We start from the raw sequence: 23,331 nt of genomic DNA, 5'->3' as shown, positions 1-23,331 counted from the left end.
ACGAGGTCTCCCTCCTCGTGCGACAGGTTCCCGATTCAATGGCGACACAAAAAAAAGAAATGAAGAGATGGCACGCAATCATCTTTCTCTCGCTGATTCTTGCGCCGCTCATCATCATGTTCGTCGGCCTGTTTGCGACGGAGCGCTGCTATCCCGCCGACTGGCCCGGTTCCTCGGCGGTCGTCGCCGGATTTGCCATTGCCTTCGCGCTGCTTGCCGTCATCGTCACGTCGGACCTTCGAAAGGCGGGCGGCCTCAAGGAGCTCCTTTTCTGCCTTTTCATGTTCGGCGGCCTGGGCATGATGTTCGGCGAATTCTCGCTCACGGCGCTGGTCAGAATGACCGCGCATTCGCCCCGCTCTTTCGAGGCCGGCTTCGCGCTGGACGAGTCCGGTCCGAAGGGCTGCCGGCGCCAGGTCACATTCATGGACGCCGGCCTCGATGCGCCGGTCTCGGTGTGCAACCGTGATCTGGATCTGCCTGACGCAAGCGCGTCGGGCATCGTCCGCGTCAAGGAACTGGTCGGCCCGTACGGCGTGCGGCTGACCGACATATCGGTCGTCACGTCGACCGCGGCCGGCGAGTAGTGCCGTCTCGCAACAAATCACCGCCAGCACGGTTCACACTCGTGCGCCGCTCCACGAACCGCCTCGCATCATCGTCGGCCGGCCGCGACGGAATATCGTCCGGCGTGCCGTCGAGCAGGATCGCGATCCGGTCGCCGTCCCTGCCTCAATCCCCCGCCCCGCCCTGCACCGGCACCTCGCCAAACACCCGCACGATGTGATCGATCATCGCGCTCATCCGCGCGGTATGCCGCAAGTCCTTGTGCGTCACCATCCAGACTTCGTAAGGACGCGCCGACGTACGCGCCGGCCACACGCGCACCAGCGCGTCGCGCTCCGCGATCGGCACCGGGAGTTCGGCGAGCCCGAGCCCGGCGCGCGCCGCCGCGCGCAACATCAGATTCGAATTCAGCCCCGACACGATCCGCCCCGCGCGCACCGGCTCGCCGACCACCGTGAGCGGGCCGCGTGCATTCAGGTGCGGCAGGAAGCACACGAGGTCATGCCCTTCGAAGCCGGTGCCGGGCACCGGTTCGCCATGCCGCTCCAGGTATTCCTCCGACGCGTACAACCCCGTCGGCCACGCGGCGAGCCGGCGCGTGAGCAGATCGGGATTGTCGGGCTTGATCGTGCGGATCGCGATGTCCGCCTCGCGCTTGGCCAGGTTCTCCACCTGCGTCGACGTGTTGAGCAGCACGCGCACGTCCGGATGCTCGTCGTGCAGGTCGCGCATCGCGCGCATCACGAATTCGAGCCCGATCGTATCGGTCGTCGTCACGCGCACGTCGCCGGCAAGACGCCGGTCGACGCCCTGGGTCTGCCGCACCAGGTCGATCGCCGATTGCTCCATCTTCTCCACGTTGCGCAGCGCGACCTCGCCCACCGCGGTCGGCACGTACCCGGCCGACGTGCGCAGGAACAGCGTCGCGCCGAGCGCGCGCTCGAGCGCCGCGAGCCGCCGGCCGACCGTCGCCTGGTCGAGCCCGACCGCCCGCGCGGCGCCGCGCAGGCTGCGTTCGCGGTGGATCGCAAGAAAGATCCGTGCGTCGTCCCAGTTCAAGCGCCTTCTCCCGGTGTGATGCAAATTTGCATCTGTGGTCGTGAAAATCGCTGCGCGAATTCATCAAGGCCCAAGCCTATACTTTTTTCACCGACCACTCACCAGTCTTTTCGAGGCAAACATGTCCGATACGCTCTCCCCCGTTCCCGCCGACATGGCGGCAGTCGAAATCACCCGCCCCGGCGGCCCCGAAGTCCTTGCAACCGCACGTCGCCCCGCGCCGCAGCCGAAGGCCGACGAAGTGCTGATCCGGGTTCACGCCGCCGGCGTGAACGGCCCGGACGTGCTGCAACGCAAGGGACTCTACAACCCGCCGCCCGGCGCATCCGACATCCCGGGCCTGGAAATCGCGGGCGAAGTCGTCGCGACCGGCGCAGCCGTGCACGGCTTCGCGCCGGGCGACCGGGTCAGCGCGCTGGTGACGGGCGGTGGTTATGCGGAATATGCGGTCGCCCATCACCTCACGACGATGAAGCTGCCGCCCGGACTCGACATGATCGAAGCCGCGGCGCTGCCGGAAACGTTCCTGACGGTCTGGCTGAACCTGATCCAGCGCGGGCGGCTGCAGGCGGGCGAATCGGTGCTGATCCACGGCGGCGCGTCGGGCATCGGCACCACCGCGACGATGATCGCGAAGGCGATGGGCGCGTCGACCGTCATCACGACGGTCGGCTCGGAAGCGCATCGCGCCGCGAGCCTGCGGCTCGGCGCGGATCACGCGGTGCATTACCGGGAAGAAGACTTCGTCGCCGAAGTCGACAGGATCACCGCCGGCAAGGGCGTGGACGTGATCCTCGACATCATCGCGGGCGACTACGTCGCGCGCAATTACCGGGCCGCGGCGATGAACGGGCGGATCCTGCAGGTCAGCGCGCTGAACGGGCCGGCGAAGGAACTCGACGTGTGGCCGATGATGACCAAGCGCCTCACGCACATCGGTTCGACGCTGCGCTCGCGCACGCCGGAGGAGAAGGGCGCGCTCATCGCCGAACTCGAACGGCACCTGTGGCCGCACGTCGCAGCCGGCACGGTCAGGCCGCAGGTGTTCCGCACCTTCCCGCTCGACGACGCGCGCGGCGCGCACGTGCTGATCGACTCCGGTGTACACGTCGGCAAGATCGTGCTGACGACGGCCGCGCACCGCGCGGCCTGACCGGGCACGACGCGTCAGTTCACGCTCGTGCGCTTCTCGACGAACCGCCGCACATAATCGTCCGCCGGACGCGACAGGATGTCGTCCGGCGTGCCGACCTGCACGAGCGTGCCATCACGCAGGATCGCGATCCGGTCGCCGATGCGCAGCGCCTCGTCGAGATCGTGCGTGATGAACACGATCGTCTTCGACAGCGTCGCCTGCAGTTCGAGCAGTTGATCCTGCATCTCGGTGCGGATCAGCGGATCGAGCGCGGAGAACGCCTCGTCCATCAGCAGCACGTCGGTATCGGCCGCCAGCGCGCGCGCCAGCCCGACACGCTGCCGCATCCCGCCCGACAGCTCGTCCGGATAATGATCGCCGTAGCCGTCGAGCCCGACCTTCGTCAGCCAGTTGCGCGCGGCCTCGGCCGCGTCGTGGCGCTTCTCGCCGCGCGTGCGCAGCGCATACGCGGCGTTGTCGAGCACGGTCTGGTGCGGCAGCAGCCCGAAGTTCTGGAACACCATGCTGACCTTGAAACGGCGCAGCTCGCGCAGCCCATGCGCGTCGAGCTTGATCACGTCGCTGCCGTCGATCACGATCTCGCCGGCCGTCGGCTCGATCAGCCGGTTGAAGTGCCGCACGAGCGTCGATTTCCCGGAACCCGACAGCCCCATGATCACGAAGATCTCGCCCGACTCGATGCCGAGGCTCACGTCGTTGAGCCCGACGTTGCAGCCGGTTTCGGCCAGCACGTCGGCCTTGCGCTTGCCCGAGCGCAGCAGGTCGAGCACGCGCGCATGCGCGGCCTGCGGCCCGAACAGCTTGTACACGTGTTTGACGTCGATGGTCGCCATGTCTGCCTCCGTTCCTATGCGCGCGACGATTGCGTCGCCTGATTCGAATCGACGCCCGCCGACTCCGCCTTGCGCGGCAGCCGGTACGGCACGCGCGACGCGCCCTTCTGTCGGCGCTGCTGTGCGAGCCGGCGGCGCGCGCGCCGCTCCTGGCCGAAGCCCTGGCTGATCCGGTCGATCACGATCGCGAGGATCACGATCGCGAGGCCGGCCTGCGTGCCCTTGCCGACGTCGAGCGTCTGGATGCCCGCGAGCACGTCCTCGCCGAGCCCGCGCGAGCCGATCATCGACGCGATCACGACCATCGACAGCGCCATCATCGTCGTCTGGTTGATGCCGGCCATGATGCTCGGCCGCGCGAGCGGCAACTGCACGTTGACGAGCAATTGCCAGCGCGTCGTGCCGAACGCACGCGCGGCTTCCGTCACGTCCGGATCGACCTGGCGGATGCCGAGATCGGTCAGGCGGATCAGCGGCGGCAGCGCATAGATGATCGTCGCGAGGATCGCGGGCACCTTGCCGAGGCCGAACAGCATCAGCACCGGGATCAGGTACACGAAGCTCGGCAGCGTCTGCATCACGTCGAGCACGGGCAGCAGCATCCGGCGCAGCCATGCGCTGCGCGACGCGAGGATGCCGGCCGGCACGCCGATCGCAACCGACAGCACCGTCGCGACGAGCATCAGCGCGAGCGTCTGCATCAGCTTGTCCCACAGGCCGAAGCAGCCGATCGCGTAGAGCAGCAGCATGAAGAGCGCGCCGAGGCCGATGCGGCGCGTCGCGTTCCACGCGATCGCGCCGACGACCAGCAGCACGAGCCACGGCGGCGCGACGCGCAGCGCGCCTTCGAGCGGCACGAGCAGGTAGCGCAACACGAGCGCGCTGAAGTGATGGAAGCTGTCGCCGTATTGCGCGACGAACGTCTCGAGCGCGCTGTTCACCCAGTCGGCGATCGACAGGTGCAGAAAGAAGCCGTTCATGTTGATTCTCCGTCGCGCCGCGAAGGCGCGTGACGGCGGCGGCGGGCGCGGGCCCGCCGCCGCGCGCAGGTTACGCGCCCTTCAGGCTGCCGGCAATCTTCTGCGCGACGTCGGCCGGCACCCACTGCTTCCACATGTCCTGACGGGTCTTCAGGAACTGCGTGGCCATCGCCGCGCCGTCGATCTTCTTCGTCGTCATCTCGAGGATCGTCTGGTTCAGGAAGTCCATCGGGAATCGCACCTTGCCGAATACGCCGACGAGATCGGGATTCGCATCGGCGAACGGCTTCGACACGCCGACCGTCAGCCGCGACACCATGTACGACGACGCGCACTGGTGCGTGCTGCTCTCGTCGCGCAACGTCTTCCAGCATGCTTCGTTATAGGCCGGCATCTTCAGCGCCGTGAACTTGTATTTCGCCATCAGCGCGGCCGGGCCCCAGTAATAGAACACGATCGGCGCGCCGCGCTGGTACGCGGACGCGATCGCCGCGTCGAGCGCCGCACCGGTGCCCGGGTGGAAGTTCGTGTACGACTGGTCGAGCTTCAGCACCTTCAGCAGGCGCGTGTTCACGCGCTCGCAGTCCCAGCCCGTCGGGCAGTTCAGGAAGCGGCCCTTGTCCGGTTCCTCCTCGTCGGCGAACACCTGCTTGAACTTCGGCAGATCGTCGACCGACACGAGCCCGGGCGCGACCGGCTTGATGTTGCGCGCCGGATCGCCCTTCACCACGTAGTCGGGCACGAACCAGCCTTCGGTCGTGCCGCCCGGCAGCGTGTCGCCGATCAGCTTCACGGCGCCCGACGAAACGGCCTTCGCGGTGATCTCGCTGCGGCCCGTCCACTGCTCGGCCCAGATCTGCAGGTCGTTGCGCGCGAGCGCCGTTTCGGTGGCGGCCGTGCTGCCCGGCACGACGTCCGTCTTGCAGCCGTAGCCCTTCTCCATGATCTGCCGCAGCACTTCGGTCGCAAACGATCCGCTCTCCCACGTGATGCCCGCGAAATGGACCGTCTTGCCGTCGGCGCACGCGCCGCCGGCCGCATGGGCCGCGGGCGCGGACAGGATCGCCGCGGCGGCGAGAAGGACCGTTTTCAGTCGTCGAATCTGCATGGTGGGTCGTCTCCAAATCGAATCTGTTGTTTGTGCGTCGCGGCATGCGCGGCGACCGGCAAATCGCGAAGCCAGCCACGTCCGGTCAGGCTGCATGGTCGAGCCACCAATATGTTTAGGGAAACGAGTAATTCCGATCATTGCAATCGGCAGCGCCAATCGATCGTCGGGTGCCTCGCGAGGCCCGCCGGACGGGCCCCTCAGCCGATTCACCGGGCCCGCGCACGGCCCGGAACGGGCTGCGTCGAGCCTTGTTCGGGCACCGCTCGACCCACATTGAAGCGCGGCGCCGCGCACACCGTTTCGACCGTCGAAACGACCCGCCGCGCCCCATTGGCGAACCCGATCCCATCCATCGAAATTACTCGCTTTCGAATCCGTTTCGGCTTGGGAAGAATGCGCGGTGTCATCGGAGGAGACACGACCCGACCCAGCCGGTCGCCGCGCCGCCGCGCATCGCGCGTTTCCGGCGCCGCGCGCGCTGCGCCAGGTCGCCCCGGATGACGGGGCGCGCCTCGCCGGACGCGCTCACGACAACCGATACAAGAAGCTGGATATCCCGGAGATCTCTCAATGAAAAAGACCCTGACGGCGCTCGCCGTAACGGCAACCTTCGCAGCCCCCGCGTTCGCGCAAAGCAGCGTCACGCTGTACGGCGTGATCGACGAAGGCCTGAACTACACGAACAACGTCGGCACCGGCCACGTCTACGAGATGGCGAGCGGCTACGCGCAAGGCAGCCGCTGGGGCCTGAAGGGCAGCGAGGATCTCGGCGGCGGCATGAAGGCGATCTTCCAGCTCGAGAACGGCTTCGACGTGAACACCGGCCGGCTCAACCAGGGCGGCCGCATGTTCGGCCGCCAGGCGTACGTCGGCCTGAGCCAGACGCAGTACGGCACGCTGACGTTCGGCCGCCAGTACGACTCCGTCGTCGACTATCTCGCGCCGACCACGGCCAACGGCAACTGGGGCGGCTACCTGCTCGCGCACCCGTTCGACAACGACAACACCGACAACTCGTTCCGCCTCGACAACACGGTGAAGTACGCGAGCCCGAACTTCGGCGGCTTCCAGTTCGGCGGTGCATACAGCTTCAGCAACAGCACGAACTTCTCGGACAACCGCGCGTACAGCTTCGGCGCGCAATACCAGAACAACGGCCTGCTGATCGGCGCCGCCTACCTGCAGGCGAACCGTCCGGGCGACGGCTCGGCCGGCGCGATCACCGCGAACGACGCGAGCTACATCGCCGAGCGCATGCGCGTGTTCGGCGCGGGCATCAACTACACGTTCGGACCCGCGACGGTCGGCTTCGCGTACACGAACTCGAACTACAAGAACCCGACCGGCAACGGCTACCTCGGCGCGCCGGGCGCGATCATCGCACCGGGTGCGACCGTCAGCGCGATCAAGTACCAGAACTTCGAGGTGAACGGTTCGTACCAGATCACGCCGGCGTTCATGGTCGGCGCGCAGTACGTGTTGTCGCTCGAGAAGTACGACGCATCGACCGGCGACGCGAAGCCGAAGATCCACTCGGTCGGGCTGATGGCCGACTACAACCTGTCGAAGCGCACCGACGTGTACGTACAGGCCGCGTACCAGCACATCGCCGGCGACAAGACGAACTCGATCCTCGACAACGCGTTCATCCCCGGCACCGACGCGCCGTCGTCGACGTCGAACCAGGTGGCCGTGCGTCTCGCGCTGCGCCACAAGTTCTGACGCAACCCGGTTCTCCGTTCTTCACGCGACACCCGCGCCGCTCGGCCCGAGGTGTCTTCGCCCGCCCGCAAGCGCCAGCCTGCCGGCGGGTTTTTTGTTTCGCGCCGCGACGACGCGAGGCAACGTGATTCGGCGCAGGTCGTGCGTGTGCCCGGTCAACGCTGACAGGACAATCGCCCACGAGCCGGTACGCTGCGTGCCACCTCGACGTCGGGCACCGCCCATGCCGCACGATGAGCGCGACGTATCGCGCGGGCATCAAGCCCGAGCCGTATTCCCGATACCTGATCGCGTTCAACCCGTGCGGGCCGACGAGCCGCGGCACGATCGCGCTCGCGTCGAATCGTTTCCCGCGCAACCGACGCGCCCCACGGATGGAAGGGAACGCGCGACTTCCGCGCGATCGCCTCTCCGGCAACGACGGTCGGCCCCCTGCATCGCCTGGTCGGAACAACGCCCGCCGGCACACGGGAAAACACTGCCATGAACCCGCCGCGCAGCCTGCGCGCACGGGCTCGAAACGTGCATTCGGTTTTGACGCAAGGCCCCGTGAAACAGGGAGAACCGTGACGTCCGTTGTCCACCGTACGTGGGCAAGGGTTTGTCTGGTTGGTTTTCGATGCCCGCCTGCACTAGCCTCGTGAGGTCTGCCCCCGCGTCGTTCGGCCGGCGGGACATGACGTCGTGCACATTGACAATCGAGTATCGGCGCGCGGCCTCGCTGCCGACGTTTCATTGCGTTCGATCACGCATGTCGTTGCCGCCGGAGAAACATCCTCTGGCTCGCGTGCGATGTGACGCGAGGCGATCCGGGGCAACACGCGCGCCGGCCAGCCGTCGGTGTGCACCGGGGAACCGCAGGCCCGATCGTGGAGACGCACCGTGAAGCGCATGCCATTTCGCTGCATCCATGCCATCAGCTATGCAAGCGTGCTGCTCTTTCAGGCCCAGGCGCAAGCGCAGTCGCTGGACGCCCAGTCGACGCAGGAGAACATTTCCGCGCTGCGCCACGAAGTCGATCGCCATCTGCAGGAACTGAGTGCACTCAAGCGCAAACTGGCCGACGAGGAAGCCAATCTCTCGCGCCTGAGCCGGGCGCTGGACAACCGCGAACTCGCGGCCCGGCGTGGCGCGGGCACCGGCGATGCCGGCGGCTCCGGCGACGCGGCGACGCAGGCCGATACCGGCTCCCCGGGCAGCGCGCCCGGCGCGGCCGGCAACGCCCCCGGCAACGTGCAATCTTCGGCCGGGTCCGCCGCGCCGCCGAGCCGGCCGGTCGGCCAGGCGCCGGTGGCGGAAACCGCACCGCCGCCTGTCGCGCCGATCTTCGATCAGCCCGGCGTGCTGACACCGAAGAACAAGTTCGTCGTCGAGCCGTCGTTCCAGTTCAGCTATTCGTCGTCGAACCGCGTCGCACTCGTCGGCTACACGATCATCCCGGCGCTGCTGATCGGCCTGGTCGACGTGCGGGAAGTCAAGACGACCACGCTGACGGGCGCGGTCGCGGTGCGCTACGGGATCACCAACCGGATGGAAGTCGAAGTCCGCGTCCCCTATGTGTACTCGACGAACGACACGATCAGCCGCGAGATCTTCACCGGTACCGCCCAGGACAACGCGTTCAACAGCCACGGCAAAGGCCTCGGCGACGTCGAAATGACGCTGCGCTACCAGTTCAATACCGGCGGCCCCGACAAGTTCTATTACATCGGCTGGCTGCGCTTCAAGAGCGCCACCGGCAAGAGCCCGTTCGACGTCGTCACCGACTGCGTCACGCGCTGCGTCGGCAATGCCACCGGCACCGGCCTGCCGCTCGAGCAGCCGACGGGCTCCGGTTTCTACGCGATCCAGCCTGGCCTCACGTGGCTCTTTCCGTCCGACCCGGTGGTGTTCTTCGGCAACCTGAGCTATCTGCACAGCTTCAGCCGCGACAATCTCAGCCTCACGATTCGCGATGGACAGAAGGACTTCATCGGCAAGGTGCAGCCCGGCGACATCTGGGGTTTCAATATCGGCATGGGCCTCGCGCTGAACGAGAAAGCGTCGGTGAGCCTCGGCTACGACCAGAGCATCGTACTGCCGACGAAACAGAACGGCCAGACGGTACCCAGTTCGGTGCGCGTGATCCTCGGCTCACTGCTCCTCGGTTACTCGTACCGGTTGTCGCCGAAGACCACGCTGAATCTCTCGATCGGCGCCGGCCTCACACGCGACACGCCGGACGTGGTCATGACGCTGCGCGTGCCGATTGCATTCTGATTGTCCGCGTGCGCGTGCGGCGGGCCCGCGCGCCGCACGCGGGCCCCGGCGCGCCACTACGCGCTCATCTGCCATTCATCGGTCGCTCACCGAGCCTTCATCGCCCCGGCAACACGCCGATCAACGCATTGTTCAGCGTCGACATCACGTTCAGGTTCTTGAACGTCGACAGTGTGTTGACGGTCGTGTTGATCGTCGTCACCGCCTGGATTTGCTGGTTGTTCAACGTGTTCTGGATTACCGCGCCGGTCAGCGCCGGCAGCGCGGCGGGCTGCGCGGCGTTGCCGGCGCCGACCTGGATCAGCGCGCCCGCGTTCGCGGCCGCCAGCGCCTGCGCCTGTTGCGCGGTGATATGACTGATGTCCGGGATGTTGAAGCTGGTCGTCGTGACCAGATTGCCGTTCACGAACGCGACACGCGACACGCCGAACGAAACCTTCAGACCGCTCGGCATATCGAAGCCGCCGCGCATCGCATCGAGGCGCGCGTCGCTGAGCGCGATCGCGCCGGCTGCCGGCCAGTTCCGTTCCTGCGCGCCGCCCGGCTCCACGGCCGGCGGCCCTGCCGCACACTCCGCCATCGCGAGCGGCGCGGCACGCAGGATCGGCACCTCGCCGGCCCGCGACTCCACAGGCGCCATATCGGCGCCCGCGTTCGCGGCGGATGCCTCGACGATGCCGCTCGCCTGCGCGACCGGCGCGTCGGCCGCGGCCAGCGCGTCGTCCTGCATCGCCGCCGCACTCACGGACGTCACCCCGCCGCACACCATCACGGCGATGCCGGCGATGTACCTGGTCTGGGATCTCATGACGGTCCTCAAAAGTCGTTCGGGCCGTGCTTCGGCATCACGACGTTGTACAGGCCGTCGCGCGCGATACCGGTGTAGAGCGGCGCGCTGGGCGCGACGCGCCAGTCACGCGGGTCGTTGAACACCGCCAGCTCGGGCCGGTTGTGAATCACGAAAATCACATGGTCTTCCCACTTCTGCTCGAAGCTCGCCAGCGACATCGGGCGCGTGCCGGTAGCAGGATCGCCGACGAGCACACGCCCGTCACGCAGCCCCTTCACGACCACGAAATGGTGATAGCCGTGCTCGGTGATCAACACGATCGCCGGCGTGTGCGTCCTGGCGAGCGTCTGCAACGGCAGCTCGAAGCCGTCCGCGACGAAGCCGTGCGCGTCGAGAAACCGCCGGATGTCGAGCAGCGAGAAGCCCTGCTGGCGAATCTTCTCCTGATTGCCGTTCTCCCACATCTGGGCGAAGGCGGTCTGCTCGGTCATCGGATAGTCATACTGATAAGTCAGCAGCGTCGCGACGGCAGCCGACCCGCAACTGAAATCGAATTGCTGCTTGACGGTGCGCTTGAAGCGGGCCTCCTTGAGACTCGTGACGTGCATCGCATAGCCTGCGCCCGCCGGATCGACGACCGTCATCTCGTCCGCCCATGCAATCGGGACGGACAGCGCGTAAGCGAGCGCCGCGATGCATGCTGCGGCAACCTGTCTCATCGCTCAGTTCCCGAAGCGCACGTTGAGCACCGTCGCGTTCTGAATCAGCACGTTGGCGCCGGTATTCTGGATGACCGTAGGCAGGCCGCTCGCATTGGCGAACGAGCCGTCGGCGATCGAATTCGAGCCGGTCGACACGCGGTTCGCCACGTTGTCGGTCACCGCGCCGGTCAGATAGTTTTGGCCGATCAGCGCATCGCCGCCCCGATGCTCGTCGAGCTGGTCAGGCGTCATCGCGACACCGAAGCTGCCCGCTTGAGCGGTCGCGGTGTCGGTCGCAGCGGGTATGGCTGCCGCAGGGGGCGCGACGGCCGCGGCCGGATCGGCGTAATCCGCGCGCGCGGCGGGTGGGGAAGCTGCGGCTGCCGGCGCAACATCGGCGGTGGCCTCCGCCGCAACGGTTCGCGACCCGTCAGCCGTGGCATGGGCCGTCAGGCCCGGCAGCAGCGCCGCAGGCAATATCACCAGCAAAAGTGCCGTTCGGATTCGCATGGCTGTCTCCTTGGTCCCTGCGCGAGCCGGCTCGAAACCGGCGCACAGGGAGCGGAATCCGCGTGACCGTCGATCGACGGAAATCAGCCCGGCCTGCGCCAACGAGAGCGAGACGGCCGTTCGGCCATCCCGCCCTCGCCGGCGGTCCTGTCCATCGGCGATGGAACGCAAGTCGCGGGCTCGCCTGCGCCCGCGTCAATGCATCCGGCTCGCCAGGACCGGCCGGCCGGCTAACGTCCTACGGACAGGTTCGCCTGCACGGTCACGGCCTGCTGAACGAACGACGCCATGCCGCTGTTCTGGTTGGCGACCATGATGCCCGCGGCGGTCTGGCCGACACTCGCCATCGCGTTGGACATGTTGAACGTCCCCGCGTTGACCGCATTGGCTCCGCCTGCGCCACCCGCGCCGCCGACCGCGCCGTTACCGACACCGCCGTTGCCGGTGCCGCCTGCGCCGCCGCGCCGCCATCGCGCCCACCGCGCCGCTACCCGCGGTTGCGCCGCCGTTGCTGGCCGTCGTCGTCGCGCCGCCGTTCGTCGCGCCGCCGCCGTGCCCGCGCCGCCGGCACCGCCGTTGCCCGCCGTGGCCGCCGCGCGCGCCGGTGCCGCCGCGGCCGCACCCGCGCCGCCGATGCCTGCGCCCGATCCGCCCGAAGCGGTCGACGTACCCGCCGACCCTGCGCCGCCTGAGCCACTGCCCGAGCCGGTGCCGGTACCCGTGCCGGTGCCGGTGCCGCTGCCGGCCGATGCCGACGCGCTTCCGCTGCCATGATTCCTGGCCCACGCGGAGCCGGGATTGGCTGTGCCGGTGCCGCCGCCCCAGCCTGTGCCGCTGCCCTTGCCGGAACCGCCTACACCGACCGAGGCCGCGATCGCGCCGCCGCCCGTGCCGGAGCCGGAGCCGCCGCTCGCAGTGGCATTGCCGCCGCCCCCGCCGCTGGCGTCAGGTGAGCCGCCGGCTCCGCCGCCGCCGCCGTTGCCGGTGCCGGCCGTCGCGCTGCCATTGCTGGCGTTGCCCGCCGTGGCGCTGCCGTTATGCGCGCTGCCGCCTTTGCCGCCGGCGCCGCCTGCACCGCCGCTTCCGCCATTACCGCCGATGCCGCCGTAGCCATACCCGTTGCCGCCCTTGCCGCCGCTTCCGCCGGCCGCGCTGCCCGAGTTGGTCGCGTTGTTGCCGATGCCCCAGACCTGGACATTGCTCACGTACCCGTCGAGTTTGCTGATCGCGACGATCTTGGTGCTGTTGTACGAATCCTGGTAGACACTCGCGCCAGGCGAAACTTCATTCGCATTGGACCCGGTGGAGCTGGTCTGGGTTGAGCTGACTGCGTTGCTGAGAGTGTTCGATCCGTCATCGGCTTTCTGACTGCATGTCGAACTGGTATCGCTGCTGCATGGATTCGCCATTGCGTAGCCGCTGCATCCCAAGGCGAGAAGCGCAGCAGACGCCAATAGAGTTTTGCGCATGAAATCCTCCTGAAGTAACGAGGAACGGCTTGGCCAACTGCACCAATCCGGAGGACAACACGCATCGGCGATGCCAATCCCGCCAGCTGCCTGACGACAGGGAGCCGGTTGGATGCTTTGCGCGACATAACCCGCCTCGCCCGATTACGGCATGCGACTTATGTTTCAGGTCTGAAACGTGTCGATCGGCACGGGGCCGGGACACCCTCGACCCGCGGATGGATTTCTCTATGTATTCAAACGCTTGTCCGATCTTCCGAAGAAGGTCCCTGCAAGCGCGGAATGTTTCACTTTTGAACGGCCGCGGCCGGCCCATACGGGTATGCCCGTAGCACCGGATATCCAATCCCAATCGCAAACGCAGGCCAGGCAAGGACGCCCGCCGAATTCATTCCGATGAGGCATCAAAATCCCGCATGGAGTGCCATTTAGAAATGTTTCGACTATGATTCGGCGCTTTTTCCTCGGATCCTGTCCGCGGCGAGCGCGGGCGCGCGCGAGTCCGGTTATCGGCCGGAACGAGGATTCCTGCCGGCAAGCGCCGTGGAATGGCGACGCAAATCCCGCCGAGGTGCTCCGCACGTGACCCACGGGCTGCCTGCGGTGCAACCGCGTGCGGGTACCGGCAGGCTGCCGCTCAAAACGCAGGCGAAACGCCCCGTGCTTCGCTAGCACGCTCCCGCCAGATCGGTTCGCACTCCTCTGCTTCTCGACGAACCGCCGCACATCATCGTCCGCCGGACGCGGCAGGATGTCGTCCGGCGTGCCGTCGCGCAGGATCGCGATCCGGTCGCCGATCCGCGATGCGTCGTCGAGATCGTGCGTGATGAAGCGGCTACGCGACGCCGCTCGACCGCTTCATCCGGCAGGCCGCGTCGCGGCCTGCGGCGCGCGTGCCGGACGCCGCAACATGAGCCGCGACCGACGGCCTCCGCAGGGTCGATGAAAGGAAGCGTGTCAGGATGCGGGCATCACGCCACCTGTCCGATGGCGGCCCTGCGCATCGTGACGATGCGCGCGGGCGGAATATTTGCCCACACGATTCGGCTGGCATCGGCAACGAATGCCGGATCGCGCAGCGGGTGACGCTCGGGCACGCGCAGGTCGTAGGTGAACTGGATCATCACGCCGTCGACCGACAGCACACGCTCGCACTGCCCGACGATCGCCGTCACGTCCTCGCGCGGCAACGTGCGCAGCGGCAGGCAGGACACGATCGCGTCGACACGCGCATCGGGCGGCAGCAACCGCTCGAGCTGCCGCGCGTCGCCCGATACGATCGAAATCCCGGGAAAGCGCCGCCGCAGGTGCTGCACGAACGCCGGCGCCCGCTCGACCACGACGAGGCGCCCCGGCGCGACGCCGCGTTCGAGCAACGCGGCGGTGATCGCACCGGTGCCGCCGCCGAGCTCGACGACGAGCCCGTCGCCGTCCGGCACCGCATCGGCCATCTCGCGCGCCAGATGCCGCGAACTCGGGCACAACGCGCCCACCGCGGCCGGGCGGCCGACCCACTCGCGCACGAACAGTGCCGAGACACGCAACGCATTCGGCCAGATCATCGGCCAACCTTGCGCGGTTGCGCCATCAGCTTCGGCGTGCCAATGACTGCCTGTAACAGGGCTACGACGCCACGGGGCTCTTTCACGTGCATCCTCCTGAACAAATCCGTCCGCCACGCACGCGCGGCGCTCCATCGATTCTAGGAAATGCAAACTTAAGGCGACGTGAAGATTGTCCCTGATTGCGCCGCCACTGCCGGCCGTGCAATCGACGGCTTCCCGCTCGGCGGTCGACGCGCCGCCGAAGCTGCGCGGGGTACCGCGCGCCAACGATCGTGACCTGCCGCAGGGCCGTCCCGATTGCCGACGGTTCGACGCTCGACGGTTCGCGCCGCCTCACCGCCTCACCGCAGATTGGTCCGCGCCAGCTCGACGATCTCGTCGCCGCGCCCGCTGAGGATCGCGCGCAGCATGAACAGGCTGAAGCCCTTCGCATGCGCGAACTCGATCTTCGGCGGCATCGCCAGTTCGTACTTCGACGTCACGACGTCGACGACCGCCGGCCCGTCGTGCGCGAATGCGGTGCGCAGCGCGTGCTCGACGTTCTCCGAATGCTCGACGCGCACGCTGAAGATCCCCGCGCCCTTCGCGATCGCCGCGAAGTCGGTCGGGCTCAGGTCGACGTTCGTGTCGAGATAGCCGGCCGCCTTCAGCTCCATCGACACGAAGCCGAGCAGGCTGTTGTTGTAGACGACGATCTTGATCGGCAGGTCGAGCTGGCGCGCGGTCAGCAGATCGCCGAGCAGCATCGACAGCCCGCCGTCGCCCGACAGCGACACGACCTGCCGCCCAGGGTGCGCGCCCTGCGCGCCGAGCGCCTGCGGCATCGCGTTCGCCATCGAGCCGTGATTGAACGAACCGTGCAGCTGGCGCTTGCCGTTCATCGTCAGGTAACGCGCGGCCCACAGCGTCGGCGTGCCGACGTCGGCCGTGAAGATCGCGTCGTCGGCCGCGACTTCGTCGACAATCTTCGTCAGGTATTGCGGATGGATCGCGCGGCCCGGCGGCTCGGCCACCGCGAGATCGTCGAGGCCCTTGCGCGCGGCCGCGTAATGCTTCAATGCGTTCTCGAGGAAGCGCCGCTGCGTCTTGCGCGTGAGGCGCGGCAGCAGCGCGGCGATCGTTTCCTTCACGGTGCCGACGAGCCCGAGCGCGAGCGGCGCGCGATGGCCGAGCTGCGAGCCCTTCCAGTCGATCTGCGCGACCTTCGCATTCGTCGGATAGAACGGCCGGTACGGGAAGTCCGTGCCGAGCATCAACAGCGTGTCGCACGATTCCATCGCGTGATAGCCGGAGCTGAAGCCGATCAGGCCGGTCATCCCGACGTCGAACGGGTTGTCCCATTCGACGAACGGCTTGCCGCGCAGCGCATGCACGACCGGCGCGCCGAGCGTGTCGGCCAGCGCGACCACTTCGTCGTGCGCGCCCTGCGTGCCGCTGCCGCACAGCAGCGTGACCGCGTCCGACCCATTGAGCAGCGCCGCGAGCCGGTCGAGATCGGCGTCCGCCGGCAGGATCGACGGCGGCGCCGATTCGCTCCACGCGGGCGCTTCCTCCGGGCCGTCGCCGAGCGCGATGTCGCCCGGCAGCACGATCACCGCGACGCCGCGCTCCTCGATCGCGGTGCGCATCGCGCGCGCGAGCACGCGCGGGAACTGCGACGCGTTCGTCACAAGTTCCGCGAAATGGCTGCATTCGCGGAACAGGTCCTGCGGATGGGTTTCCTGGAAGTAGCCGAGGCCGATCTCGGTCGACGGAATGTGCGCGGCGATCGCGAGCACCGGCTGGTGATTGCGGTGGCAGTCGTACAGCCCGTTGATCAGGTGCAGGTTGCCGGGGCCGCAGCTGCCCGCGCACACCGCGAGCCGTCCGGTCGACGCGGCATCCGCGCCCGCGGCGAACGCCGCGCTTTCCTCGTGCCGCGTATGCATCCAGCGGATCGAGCCGATCTGGCCCAGGCTGAACGACAGGCCGTTCAGGCTGTCTCCCGTCACGCCCCAGATGCGCTCGACGCCCGCTGCCGCCAGCGTCTTCGCCAGGTATTCCGCCATCGTCTGTCTAGCCATCATGCCCTCGCTCGTTGATCGGTCGTCACACGATTGAATCGACTCCGGCAGCCGCCTTCGCCGCTGACCGAACGAGCATACGCGATCGTGCCGCGCGGCGTCGTGAAGATGCGGGCGCCCCGCGCAACGACGCGCAGCGGCCGGACCGCGGCAGTCCGCCCCTTTCGACGGCGTCGGGCAATCGTCGGCGCGTTGTCGCCGTTTCGTCTGAAACCTGAAACCGGACGGGGCGCCGGCGCCCCGCGCTCAGCCCCAGTCGGACGCCGACTCGTCCGGATCGACGAGCGTCAGCCCGGCCGCCGGCAGCGGCAGCGCGGTCTTGTAGCGCACCTGCTTCAGCGCGAAGCTCGACCGGATGTTCGACACGCCGGGAATCGTCGTCAGCCGCTCGATGATGAAGCGCTCGAGCGTGCGCATGTCGGGCATCACGACGCGCAGCAGATAGTCGGCGTCGCCCGACATCAGGTAACACTCCATCACCTCGGGCCGCTGCGAGATCGCCTCCTCGAAACGCTGCAGCGCATCCTCGACCTGCTTCTCGAGGCTGACCTGGATGAACACGTTGATCCGCAGCCCGAGCGGCTCGGGATCGAGCAGCGTGACCTGCTGGCGGAACAACCCGAGCTTCTCCAGCGCGCGCACGCGGTTGAAGCACGGCGTGGCGGACAGGTTCACCGCGCGCGCGAGCTCCGCGTTCGTGATGCGCGCGTTATGCTGCAGCTGGTTCAAGATGCCGATGTCGATGCGGTCGAGCCGACGCGGGTTTGCGCTCATGGTCGAAATATTCCGGAAGAGTGGCTACATCCGGAATATTTACACTATCCGCGAGCGAAATCCCAATGAAATCAGACGCATATTTTGCGGATCGACGGGTAGCATGATCCGACCGATTGCCACTGATTGCGCGCCGCTCCGAACCGGCGCGCGGGGAGACCTGCGATGACGGACCTGTCGAACGGAATCGACGCCACACGGCGCGCGGGCGCGGCTCACGCCGACGCCGACCCGGAAGAAACCGCCGAATGGCTGGAAGCGCTCGACGCCGTCGTCGCGCACGTCGGCAAGGAACGCGCGCAGTACCTGCTCGGCCGGCTCGCCGCGCATGCGCACACCCGCGGGCTCGCGGCGCCGCGCGGCCCCGTCACGCCGTACCTGAACACGATCGCCGCGCACGAACAGCCGCCGTATCCGGGCGACGCCGAGCTCGAGGAACGGCTGTCCGCCGCGCTGCGCTGGAACGCGCTCGCGATGGTCGTGCGCGCGAACCGGGCATACGGCGAACTCGGCGGCCACATCGCGAGCTACGCGTCGGCGTCGGACCTGTTCGAAGTCGGCTTCAACCATTTCTTCCGTGCGGCGCCGGCCGACGCAGGCCATGAAAGCGGCCCGAACGGCGACCTCGTGTACTTCCAACCGCATTCGTCGCCGGGCGTGTATGCGCGCGCGTATCTCGAAGGCTACCTCACTGAAGATCACCTGAAGCACTACCGTCGTGAAATCGCCGGGCCCGGGCTGTGTTCGTATCCGCATCCGTGGCTGATGCCGGATTTCTGGCAGTTCCCGACCGGCTCGATGGGCATCGGCCCGATCAACGCGATCTACCAGGCGCGCTTCATGCGCTACCTGCAGCATCGCGCGCTCGCGAACACCGCCGGCCGCACCGTGTGGGGCTTCTTCGGCGACGGCGAGATGGACGAGCCCGAATCGCTCGGCGCGCTGTCGCTCGCCGCGCGCGAAGGGCTCGACAACCTCGTGTTCGTGATCAACTGCAACCTGCAGCGGCTCGACGGCCCGGTGCGCGGCAACGGCCGCGTGATCGACGAGCTCGAAGCGCTGTTCGCCGGCGCCGGCTGGAACACGATCAAGGTGCTGTGGGGCTCCGACTGGGATCCGCTGTTCGCGCGCGATCACGCGGGCGCCCTCGCGCGCGCGTTCGCCGACACCGTCGACGGCCAGTTCCAGACCTTCTCCGCGAACGACGGCGCGTACAACCGCGCGCGCTTCTTCAGCGGCGACCCCGCGCTCGAAGCGCTGGCCGCGCAGCTCACCGACGCGGAAATCGACCGCCTGCGCCGCGGCGGCCACGATGCGCGCAAGCTGCACGCCGCGTATGCGCGCGCGCTCGCCCATCGCGGCCAGCCAACCGTGATCCTCGCGAAGACGATGAAGGGTTATGGAATGGGCACGGCCGGCCAGGGGCGGATGACCACTCACCAGCAGAAGAAGCTCGACGTCGACGACCTGAAGGCGTTCCGCGACCGTTTCCGGTTGCCGCTGTCGGACCACGACGTCGAGCAGTTGAAGTTTTACAAACCAGCGGAAGACAGCCCGGAAATGCGTTACCTGCATGCCCGCCGGGCTGCCCTGGGAGGCTATCTGCCCAGAAGGCGGATGGCGGCATCGAAGGGGCTGACCGTCCCTTCGATGCCGGCCTGGGGTGCGTTCGCGCTGGAGGCGGCCGGTCGCGAGATGTCGACGACGATGGCGCTCGTGCGGATGCTCGCCGCGTTGATCAAGGATCGCGACATCGGTCCGCGCGTCGTGCCGATCGTCGCCGACGAGGCGCGCACGTTCGGCATGGCGAGCCTGTTCCGGCAGGTCGGCATCTACTCGCCGCTCGGACAGCGCTACGAACCGGAGGATCTCGGCTCGATGCTCTACTACCGCGAGGACACGCGCGGCCAGATCCTCGAAGAAGGGATTTCGGAAGCCGGCGCGGTGTCGTCGTGGATCGCCGCCGCGACCGCGTACAGCGTGCACGACCTGCCGATGCTGCCGTTCTACATCTACTACTCGATGTTCGGCTTCCAGCGGATCGGCGACCTGATCTGGGCTGCCGCCGACCAGCGTTCGCGCGGCTTCCTCGTCGGCGCGACGTCGGGCCGCACGACGCTCGGCGGCGAGGGCCTGCAGCACCAGGACGGCAGCAGCCATCTCACGGCGTCGACGATTCCGAACTGCCGCGCTTACGACCCGGCGTTCGCGTACGAAGTCGCGACGATCGTCGATGCCGGCATGCGCGAGATGGTCGAACAGCAGCGCGACGTGTTCTATTACGTGACCGTGATGAACGAGAACTATGCGCAGCCGTCGATGCCCGACGACGATCCGGCCGCCCGACGCGAAGGCATCCTGAAGGGCATGCATCGGCTGCCGTCCGCAGTGAACGCGACCGCACGCGTGCAGTTGTTCGGCGCGGGCGCGATTCTCGGCGAGGTGCTCGCCGCGCAGCGGATGCTGCAGGACGACTGGGGGATCGATGCAGCCGTCTGGAGCGTCACGAGTTTCAGCGAGTTGCAGCGCGACGGGATGGAAGCCGAACGGCTGTCTCGGCTCGGCGACGGATCGGCATCGTCGTATGTCACGCGGATGCTTGAAGGAACGCAGGGCCCGGTAATCGCCGCGACCGATTACGTGCGTGCGGTGCCCGAACTGATCCGCGCGTACGTGCCGCGCCGCTACGTGACGCTCGGCACCGACGGGTTCGGCCGCAGCGACACGCGCGACGCGCTGCGCGCGTTCTTCGAAGTCGATCGCGCGAGCATCGTGCTCGCCGCGCTGAAGGCGCTGGCTGATGACGGGGAACTCGATGCGACTATCGTGCGCGACGCGCGGGAGCGTCTCGGCAAGACCTCGTATCCGGGCGTCGCGCCATGGCAGCGCTGATCGGGCGACGCGATCGAGCGGCAGCCGACAACAATTCGTCGACCGAAACAATACGGCCGGCTAGCCGAACAGGCGAGGATCCAGCGCGAACGCTTCCTTGCCGATCACTTTCACACTTGAAGCAAAATCCGCATGCAGCGGGTTCAGCAGCAAGTTGAAGTCGGTCGGGCAGACGACGGACGGTACGCGCATCGCCAACTGCTCGCCCGCTTCGAGCCAGGCCTGCCCGATTCGGGCGGTCGACTCCGGGTCCTGCGACAGTACTGCCCAGTCGTCCGGCAGGTCCGGCTGGTACGCGTGGTCATGCACGGTGTCGGGCACCTCCAGCGTCACCAAATAAAATCCGCCTGCCGGAAGCAACCCGGACATATGGACGAGCGCCTCGAGCAACGACGTCGACGCATGGCAGCAGGTATACAGCACCCGCATGCCGCGAGGATTCCAGCGGCCGCCTGCGATCGCCGCGCCGTTCCCGCTCAGGTCGTCGGCCAGGTAGTGCCCCTTTCGTTCTTTCGCGAGACGATACAACCTCACGCGCCGACCCCGAACTGGGCGCGGTTCAGAATGTCGCGCACCCGGTCGTAGCCGGGCTGTACGTCGAGCACTTCGAGCGGCTTCAAACCGTCGAGCTCCGCGTTCGCCCGGTTCATCCACGCCGCTGCGCGTTCGCCGTCCTCAAACAGTTCGGTGGCGAGACCCCGTACATAGAGCACGCGCGCAACGCGATCGGATTCGCCTTGCGACAACCGGTCGTGTTTGGCAATTTTCCGCAGAATGGTCGAGCTGGGCAGGCTCAGCGCGCTCAAGAGGGTCTGAACCGGCACGCCGAGCAACTCGCGCGCGACGCGCTCGATGATGACCGCGTCGAAACCCTCCGCAATCGCGCGCCGCTGCGACATCGGCGCCATCCGGGCAAAGGTATCGAAATCGCCCTTGGCGGCGCCCAGGCCGTTCGAGCTACTCGCCTGAGGCGCGGCGCGGGGCGCGGCAGCCCGCTTGGCCGGCTGACGAGCCGCCGGTGTGGTTGCTGCCATGGAAACTCCCAAATGGATTAATTGGAATTCTCATTGTATACACTCAATCGGGAATTTTCAATCGACCAAACGGCATATCCGTAACCAGGGGCAATCGACGGCGCTCCGCACTAAACCGGCAGCGCATGCGTCGACAAAATCTCCTTGAGCACCATGAACGAGCGCACCTGCCGCACGCCGGGCAGGTACAGCAGCTGTTCGGCGTGCAAGCGATTGAAGCTCTCGTTGTCGCGCGTGCGGACCAGCATGAAGTAGTCGAATTCGCCGGTCACCACGTGGCACTCGACGCATCCCGACACCTTCTGCGCAGCCTTCTCGAAATCGGCGAACGCCTCCGGCGTCGAGCGATCGAGCACGAAGCCGATCACGACCAGCATCCCGGCACCGAGCGGCTTCGGATCGAGCAACGCGACGATGCCGCGGATCAACCCCATCTCCTTCAGCCGCTCGACGCGCCGCAGGCATGCCGGCGCGCTCAGCTTCACCTTCGCGGCGAGGCTCACGTTCGAGATCGACGCGTCCTGCTGCAGCTGCCGCAGGATCGCGCGGTCGATGCGATCGAGCGCCGGCGCGGCATCGGCGGGGGCGGCGCTGCTGCGATCTAATTTCATTGCGTCTCCGATGAATTCTGCGAACCAAAATTATCTGCTTCTGCTTTTCTACATCGATAACGTAGGCGTTCGACATTTATTTCGCAAGCTCATTTCCCGGCGTCCTGCCTATCATCTTTGTATCGGGACACGGCGCACCGGCCGCACGCGACCGATCCGATTTCCTGCCCACCGTCTTTCGGAGACTGTCGATGAACCTGCAACGTTTCCCCCGTTATCCGCTCACGTTCGGCCCGACGCCGATCCAGCCGCTCAAGCGCCTGAGCGCGCATCTCGGCGGCAAGGTCGAGCTGTACGCGAAGCGCGAGGACTGCAACAGCGGCCTCGCGTTCGGCGGCAACAAGACGCGCAAGCTCGAATACCTCGTGCCCGACGCGCTCGCGCAAGGTGCCGACACGCTCGTGTCGATCGGCGGCGTGCAGTCGAACCAGACGCGCCAGGTCGCGGCCGTCGCCGCGCATCTCGGGATGAAATGCGTGCTCGTGCAGGAACATTGGGTGAACTACGAGGATCCCGTGTACGACCGCGTCGGCAACATCCAGCTGTCCCGGATGATGGGCGCCGACGTGCGGCTCGTCGCCGACGGCTTCGACATCGGCATTCGCCGCAGCTGGGAAGAAGCGATGGAGAGCGTGCGGCAGGCGGGCGGCAAGCCGTATCCGATTCCGGCCGGCTGTTCCGAGCATCCGCTCGGCGGGCTCGGCTTCGTCGGCTTCGCGGAAGAAGTGCGCGAGCAGGAAGCGCAGCTCGGATTCAAGTTCGATTACGTCGTGGTCTGCTCGGTCACGGGCAGCACGCAGGCGGGGATGGTCGTCGGCTTCGCGGCCGACGGGCGCGCGGATCGGGTGATCGGCATCGATGCGTCGGCGAAGCCGGAGCAGACGCGCGAACAGATCACGCGCATCGCACGGCATACGGCCGAACTGGTCGGCCTGGGGCGCGACATCGGCGAACGGGACGTCGTGCTCGACACGCGTTACGGCGGGCCCGAATACGGTTTGCCGAGCGACGGCACGCTCGAGGCGATTCGTCTGTGCGCGCGACTGGAAGGCATGCTGACCGATCCCGTCTACGAAGGAAAATCGATGCACGGGATGATCGACAAGGTGCGCCTCGGCGAATTCGAACCGGGGTCGAAGGTGCTGTATGCGCATCTCGGCGGCGTGCCGGCGTTGAGTGCGTATGCGGAGATCTTTCGCAACGGATGACGAACCGGCGCGCGCGGCGGGCGCGCG

General features: G+C 67.3%; 19 protein-coding genes and 1 pseudogene. 6 read left to right on the top strand and 14 right to left on the bottom strand.

Translation table 11 applies throughout. The features are described 5' to 3' along the window. Positions 1-38 precede the first annotated feature (38 nt). Positions 39-587, top strand: coding sequence for a hypothetical protein (locus PL79_RS03470; RefSeq protein ID WP_135800960.1), 549 nt, complete (start codon positions 39-41; stop codon positions 585-587). 145 nt (positions 588-732) lie between these two features. Here PL79_RS03470 and PL79_RS03465 read toward each other — a convergent pair whose 3' ends face one another. Then, entirely contained in the window at positions 733-1,626 is an 894-nt protein-coding gene (locus PL79_RS03465; RefSeq protein WP_044848043.1) for a LysR family transcriptional regulator, read from the bottom strand. A gap of 121 nt (positions 1,627-1,747) precedes the next feature. Between PL79_RS03465 and PL79_RS03460 the strand changes: the two genes are divergently transcribed. Continuing rightward, entirely contained in the window at positions 1,748-2,779 is a 1,032-nt protein-coding gene (locus tag PL79_RS03460) for an NAD(P)H-quinone oxidoreductase (RefSeq protein ID WP_082088717.1), read from the top strand. 14 nt (positions 2,780-2,793) lie between these two features. Here the strand turns inward: PL79_RS03460 and PL79_RS03455 are convergent, their stop codons facing one another. The 3 genes from PL79_RS03455 to PL79_RS03445 form a co-directional block, all read right to left on the bottom strand. Then, a complete protein-coding gene (locus PL79_RS03455) occupies positions 2,794-3,615 on the bottom strand; it encodes a quaternary amine ABC transporter ATP-binding protein (RefSeq protein WP_052664826.1) in 822 nt (273 codons plus the stop codon). Positions 3,616-3,629: 14 nt separating this feature from the next. Beyond that, positions 3,630-4,595: an ABC transporter permease gene (locus PL79_RS03450; RefSeq protein WP_044848041.1), complete on the bottom strand. Its 966-nt coding sequence runs from the start codon at positions 4,593-4,595 to the stop codon at positions 3,630-3,632. Between the two features lie 70 nt (positions 4,596-4,665). After that, a complete protein-coding gene (locus PL79_RS03445) occupies positions 4,666-5,703 on the bottom strand; it encodes an ABC transporter substrate-binding protein (protein WP_044848040.1) in 1,038 nt (345 codons plus the stop codon). A 573-nt stretch (positions 5,704-6,276) separates the two neighbouring features. Between PL79_RS03445 and PL79_RS03440 the strand changes: the two genes are divergently transcribed. Both PL79_RS03440 and PL79_RS03435 read left to right on the top strand, forming a co-directional pair. Continuing rightward, positions 6,277-7,428, top strand: coding sequence for a porin (locus tag PL79_RS03440; protein WP_044848039.1), 1,152 nt, complete (start codon positions 6,277-6,279; stop codon positions 7,426-7,428). 882 nt (positions 7,429-8,310) lie between these two features. Continuing rightward, a complete protein-coding gene (locus PL79_RS03435; RefSeq protein WP_044848038.1) occupies positions 8,311-9,687 on the top strand; it encodes an acetate kinase in 1,377 nt (458 codons plus the stop codon). 97 nt (positions 9,688-9,784) lie between these two features. Here the strand turns inward: PL79_RS03435 and PL79_RS03430 are convergent, their stop codons facing one another. From PL79_RS03430 to PL79_RS03395, 7 genes and pseudogenes are all read right to left on the bottom strand, one after another. After that, the gene (locus PL79_RS03430; RefSeq protein ID WP_135800959.1) at positions 9,785-10,495 is read right to left on the bottom strand and encodes a hypothetical protein; all 711 of its coding nucleotides are present in this window, start codon (positions 10,493-10,495) and stop codon (positions 9,785-9,787) included. An 8-nt stretch (positions 10,496-10,503) separates the two neighbouring features. Beyond that, on the bottom strand, positions 10,504-11,196 hold the full coding sequence (locus PL79_RS03425; protein WP_044848037.1) for a C39 family peptidase: 693 nt from the start codon (positions 11,194-11,196) through the stop codon (positions 10,504-10,506). 3 nt (positions 11,197-11,199) lie between these two features. Further along, positions 11,200-11,688: a hypothetical protein gene (locus tag PL79_RS36445; protein ID WP_044848036.1), complete on the bottom strand. Its 489-nt coding sequence runs from the start codon at positions 11,686-11,688 to the stop codon at positions 11,200-11,202. Positions 11,689-11,918: 230 nt separating this feature from the next. Then, positions 11,919-13,157 (bottom strand): annotated as a pseudogene (locus PL79_RS03415) (hypothetical protein). Positions 13,158-14,128: 971 nt separating this feature from the next. Continuing rightward, positions 14,129-14,719, bottom strand: coding sequence for a class I SAM-dependent methyltransferase (locus tag PL79_RS03405; RefSeq protein WP_044845405.1), 591 nt, complete (start codon positions 14,717-14,719; stop codon positions 14,129-14,131). 344 nt (positions 14,720-15,063) lie between these two features. After that, positions 15,064-16,785 carry a ubiquinone-dependent pyruvate dehydrogenase gene (gene poxB / locus PL79_RS03400; protein ID WP_044845406.1) on the bottom strand — a complete coding sequence of 574 codons (1,722 nt, stop codon included), beginning with the start codon at positions 16,783-16,785 and terminating at the stop codon, positions 15,064-15,066. 246 nt (positions 16,786-17,031) lie between these two features. After that, positions 17,032-17,559 (bottom strand): Lrp/AsnC family transcriptional regulator, encoded by a 528-nt coding sequence (locus tag PL79_RS03395; RefSeq protein WP_044845407.1) that lies wholly within the window; start codon positions 17,557-17,559, stop codon positions 17,032-17,034. A gap of 165 nt (positions 17,560-17,724) precedes the next feature. On the opposite strand from PL79_RS03395, the gene mdeB reads away from it, so the two are divergent. Further along, positions 17,725-20,451, top strand: a complete 2,727-nt coding sequence (gene mdeB / locus PL79_RS03390; RefSeq protein ID WP_052664666.1) for an alpha-ketoglutarate dehydrogenase — start codon at positions 17,725-17,727, stop codon at positions 20,449-20,451. A 60-nt stretch (positions 20,452-20,511) separates the two neighbouring features. Here the strand turns inward: mdeB and PL79_RS03385 are convergent, their stop codons facing one another. The 3 genes from PL79_RS03385 to PL79_RS03375 form a co-directional block, all read right to left on the bottom strand. Next, entirely contained in the window at positions 20,512-20,985 is a 474-nt protein-coding gene (locus tag PL79_RS03385; protein WP_044845408.1) for an RES family NAD+ phosphorylase, read from the bottom strand. Next, positions 20,982-21,485: an antitoxin Xre/MbcA/ParS toxin-binding domain-containing protein gene (locus tag PL79_RS03380; RefSeq protein ID WP_044845409.1), complete on the bottom strand. Its 504-nt coding sequence runs from the start codon at positions 21,483-21,485 to the stop codon at positions 20,982-20,984. Before PL79_RS03380 ends, PL79_RS03385 begins: the two co-directional genes overlap by 4 nt. A 110-nt stretch (positions 21,486-21,595) precedes the next feature. After that, the gene (locus PL79_RS03375) at positions 21,596-22,096 is read right to left on the bottom strand and encodes an Lrp/AsnC family transcriptional regulator (RefSeq protein ID WP_044845410.1); all 501 of its coding nucleotides are present in this window, start codon (positions 22,094-22,096) and stop codon (positions 21,596-21,598) included. Positions 22,097-22,287: 191 nt separating this feature from the next. Between PL79_RS03375 and PL79_RS03370 the strand changes: the two genes are divergently transcribed. Beyond that, entirely contained in the window at positions 22,288-23,304 is a 1,017-nt protein-coding gene (locus PL79_RS03370; RefSeq protein WP_044845411.1) for a 1-aminocyclopropane-1-carboxylate deaminase, read from the top strand. Positions 23,305-23,331: the final 27 nt, after the last annotated feature.

The sequence above is a fragment of the Burkholderia sp. USMB20 genome (assembly GCF_000949135.2).
GTDB lineage: Bacteria > Pseudomonadota > Gammaproteobacteria > Burkholderiales > Burkholderiaceae > Burkholderia.
Note: the sequence above shows the minus strand (reverse complement) of the source record. Positions and strands in the feature narration are given on the sequence as shown.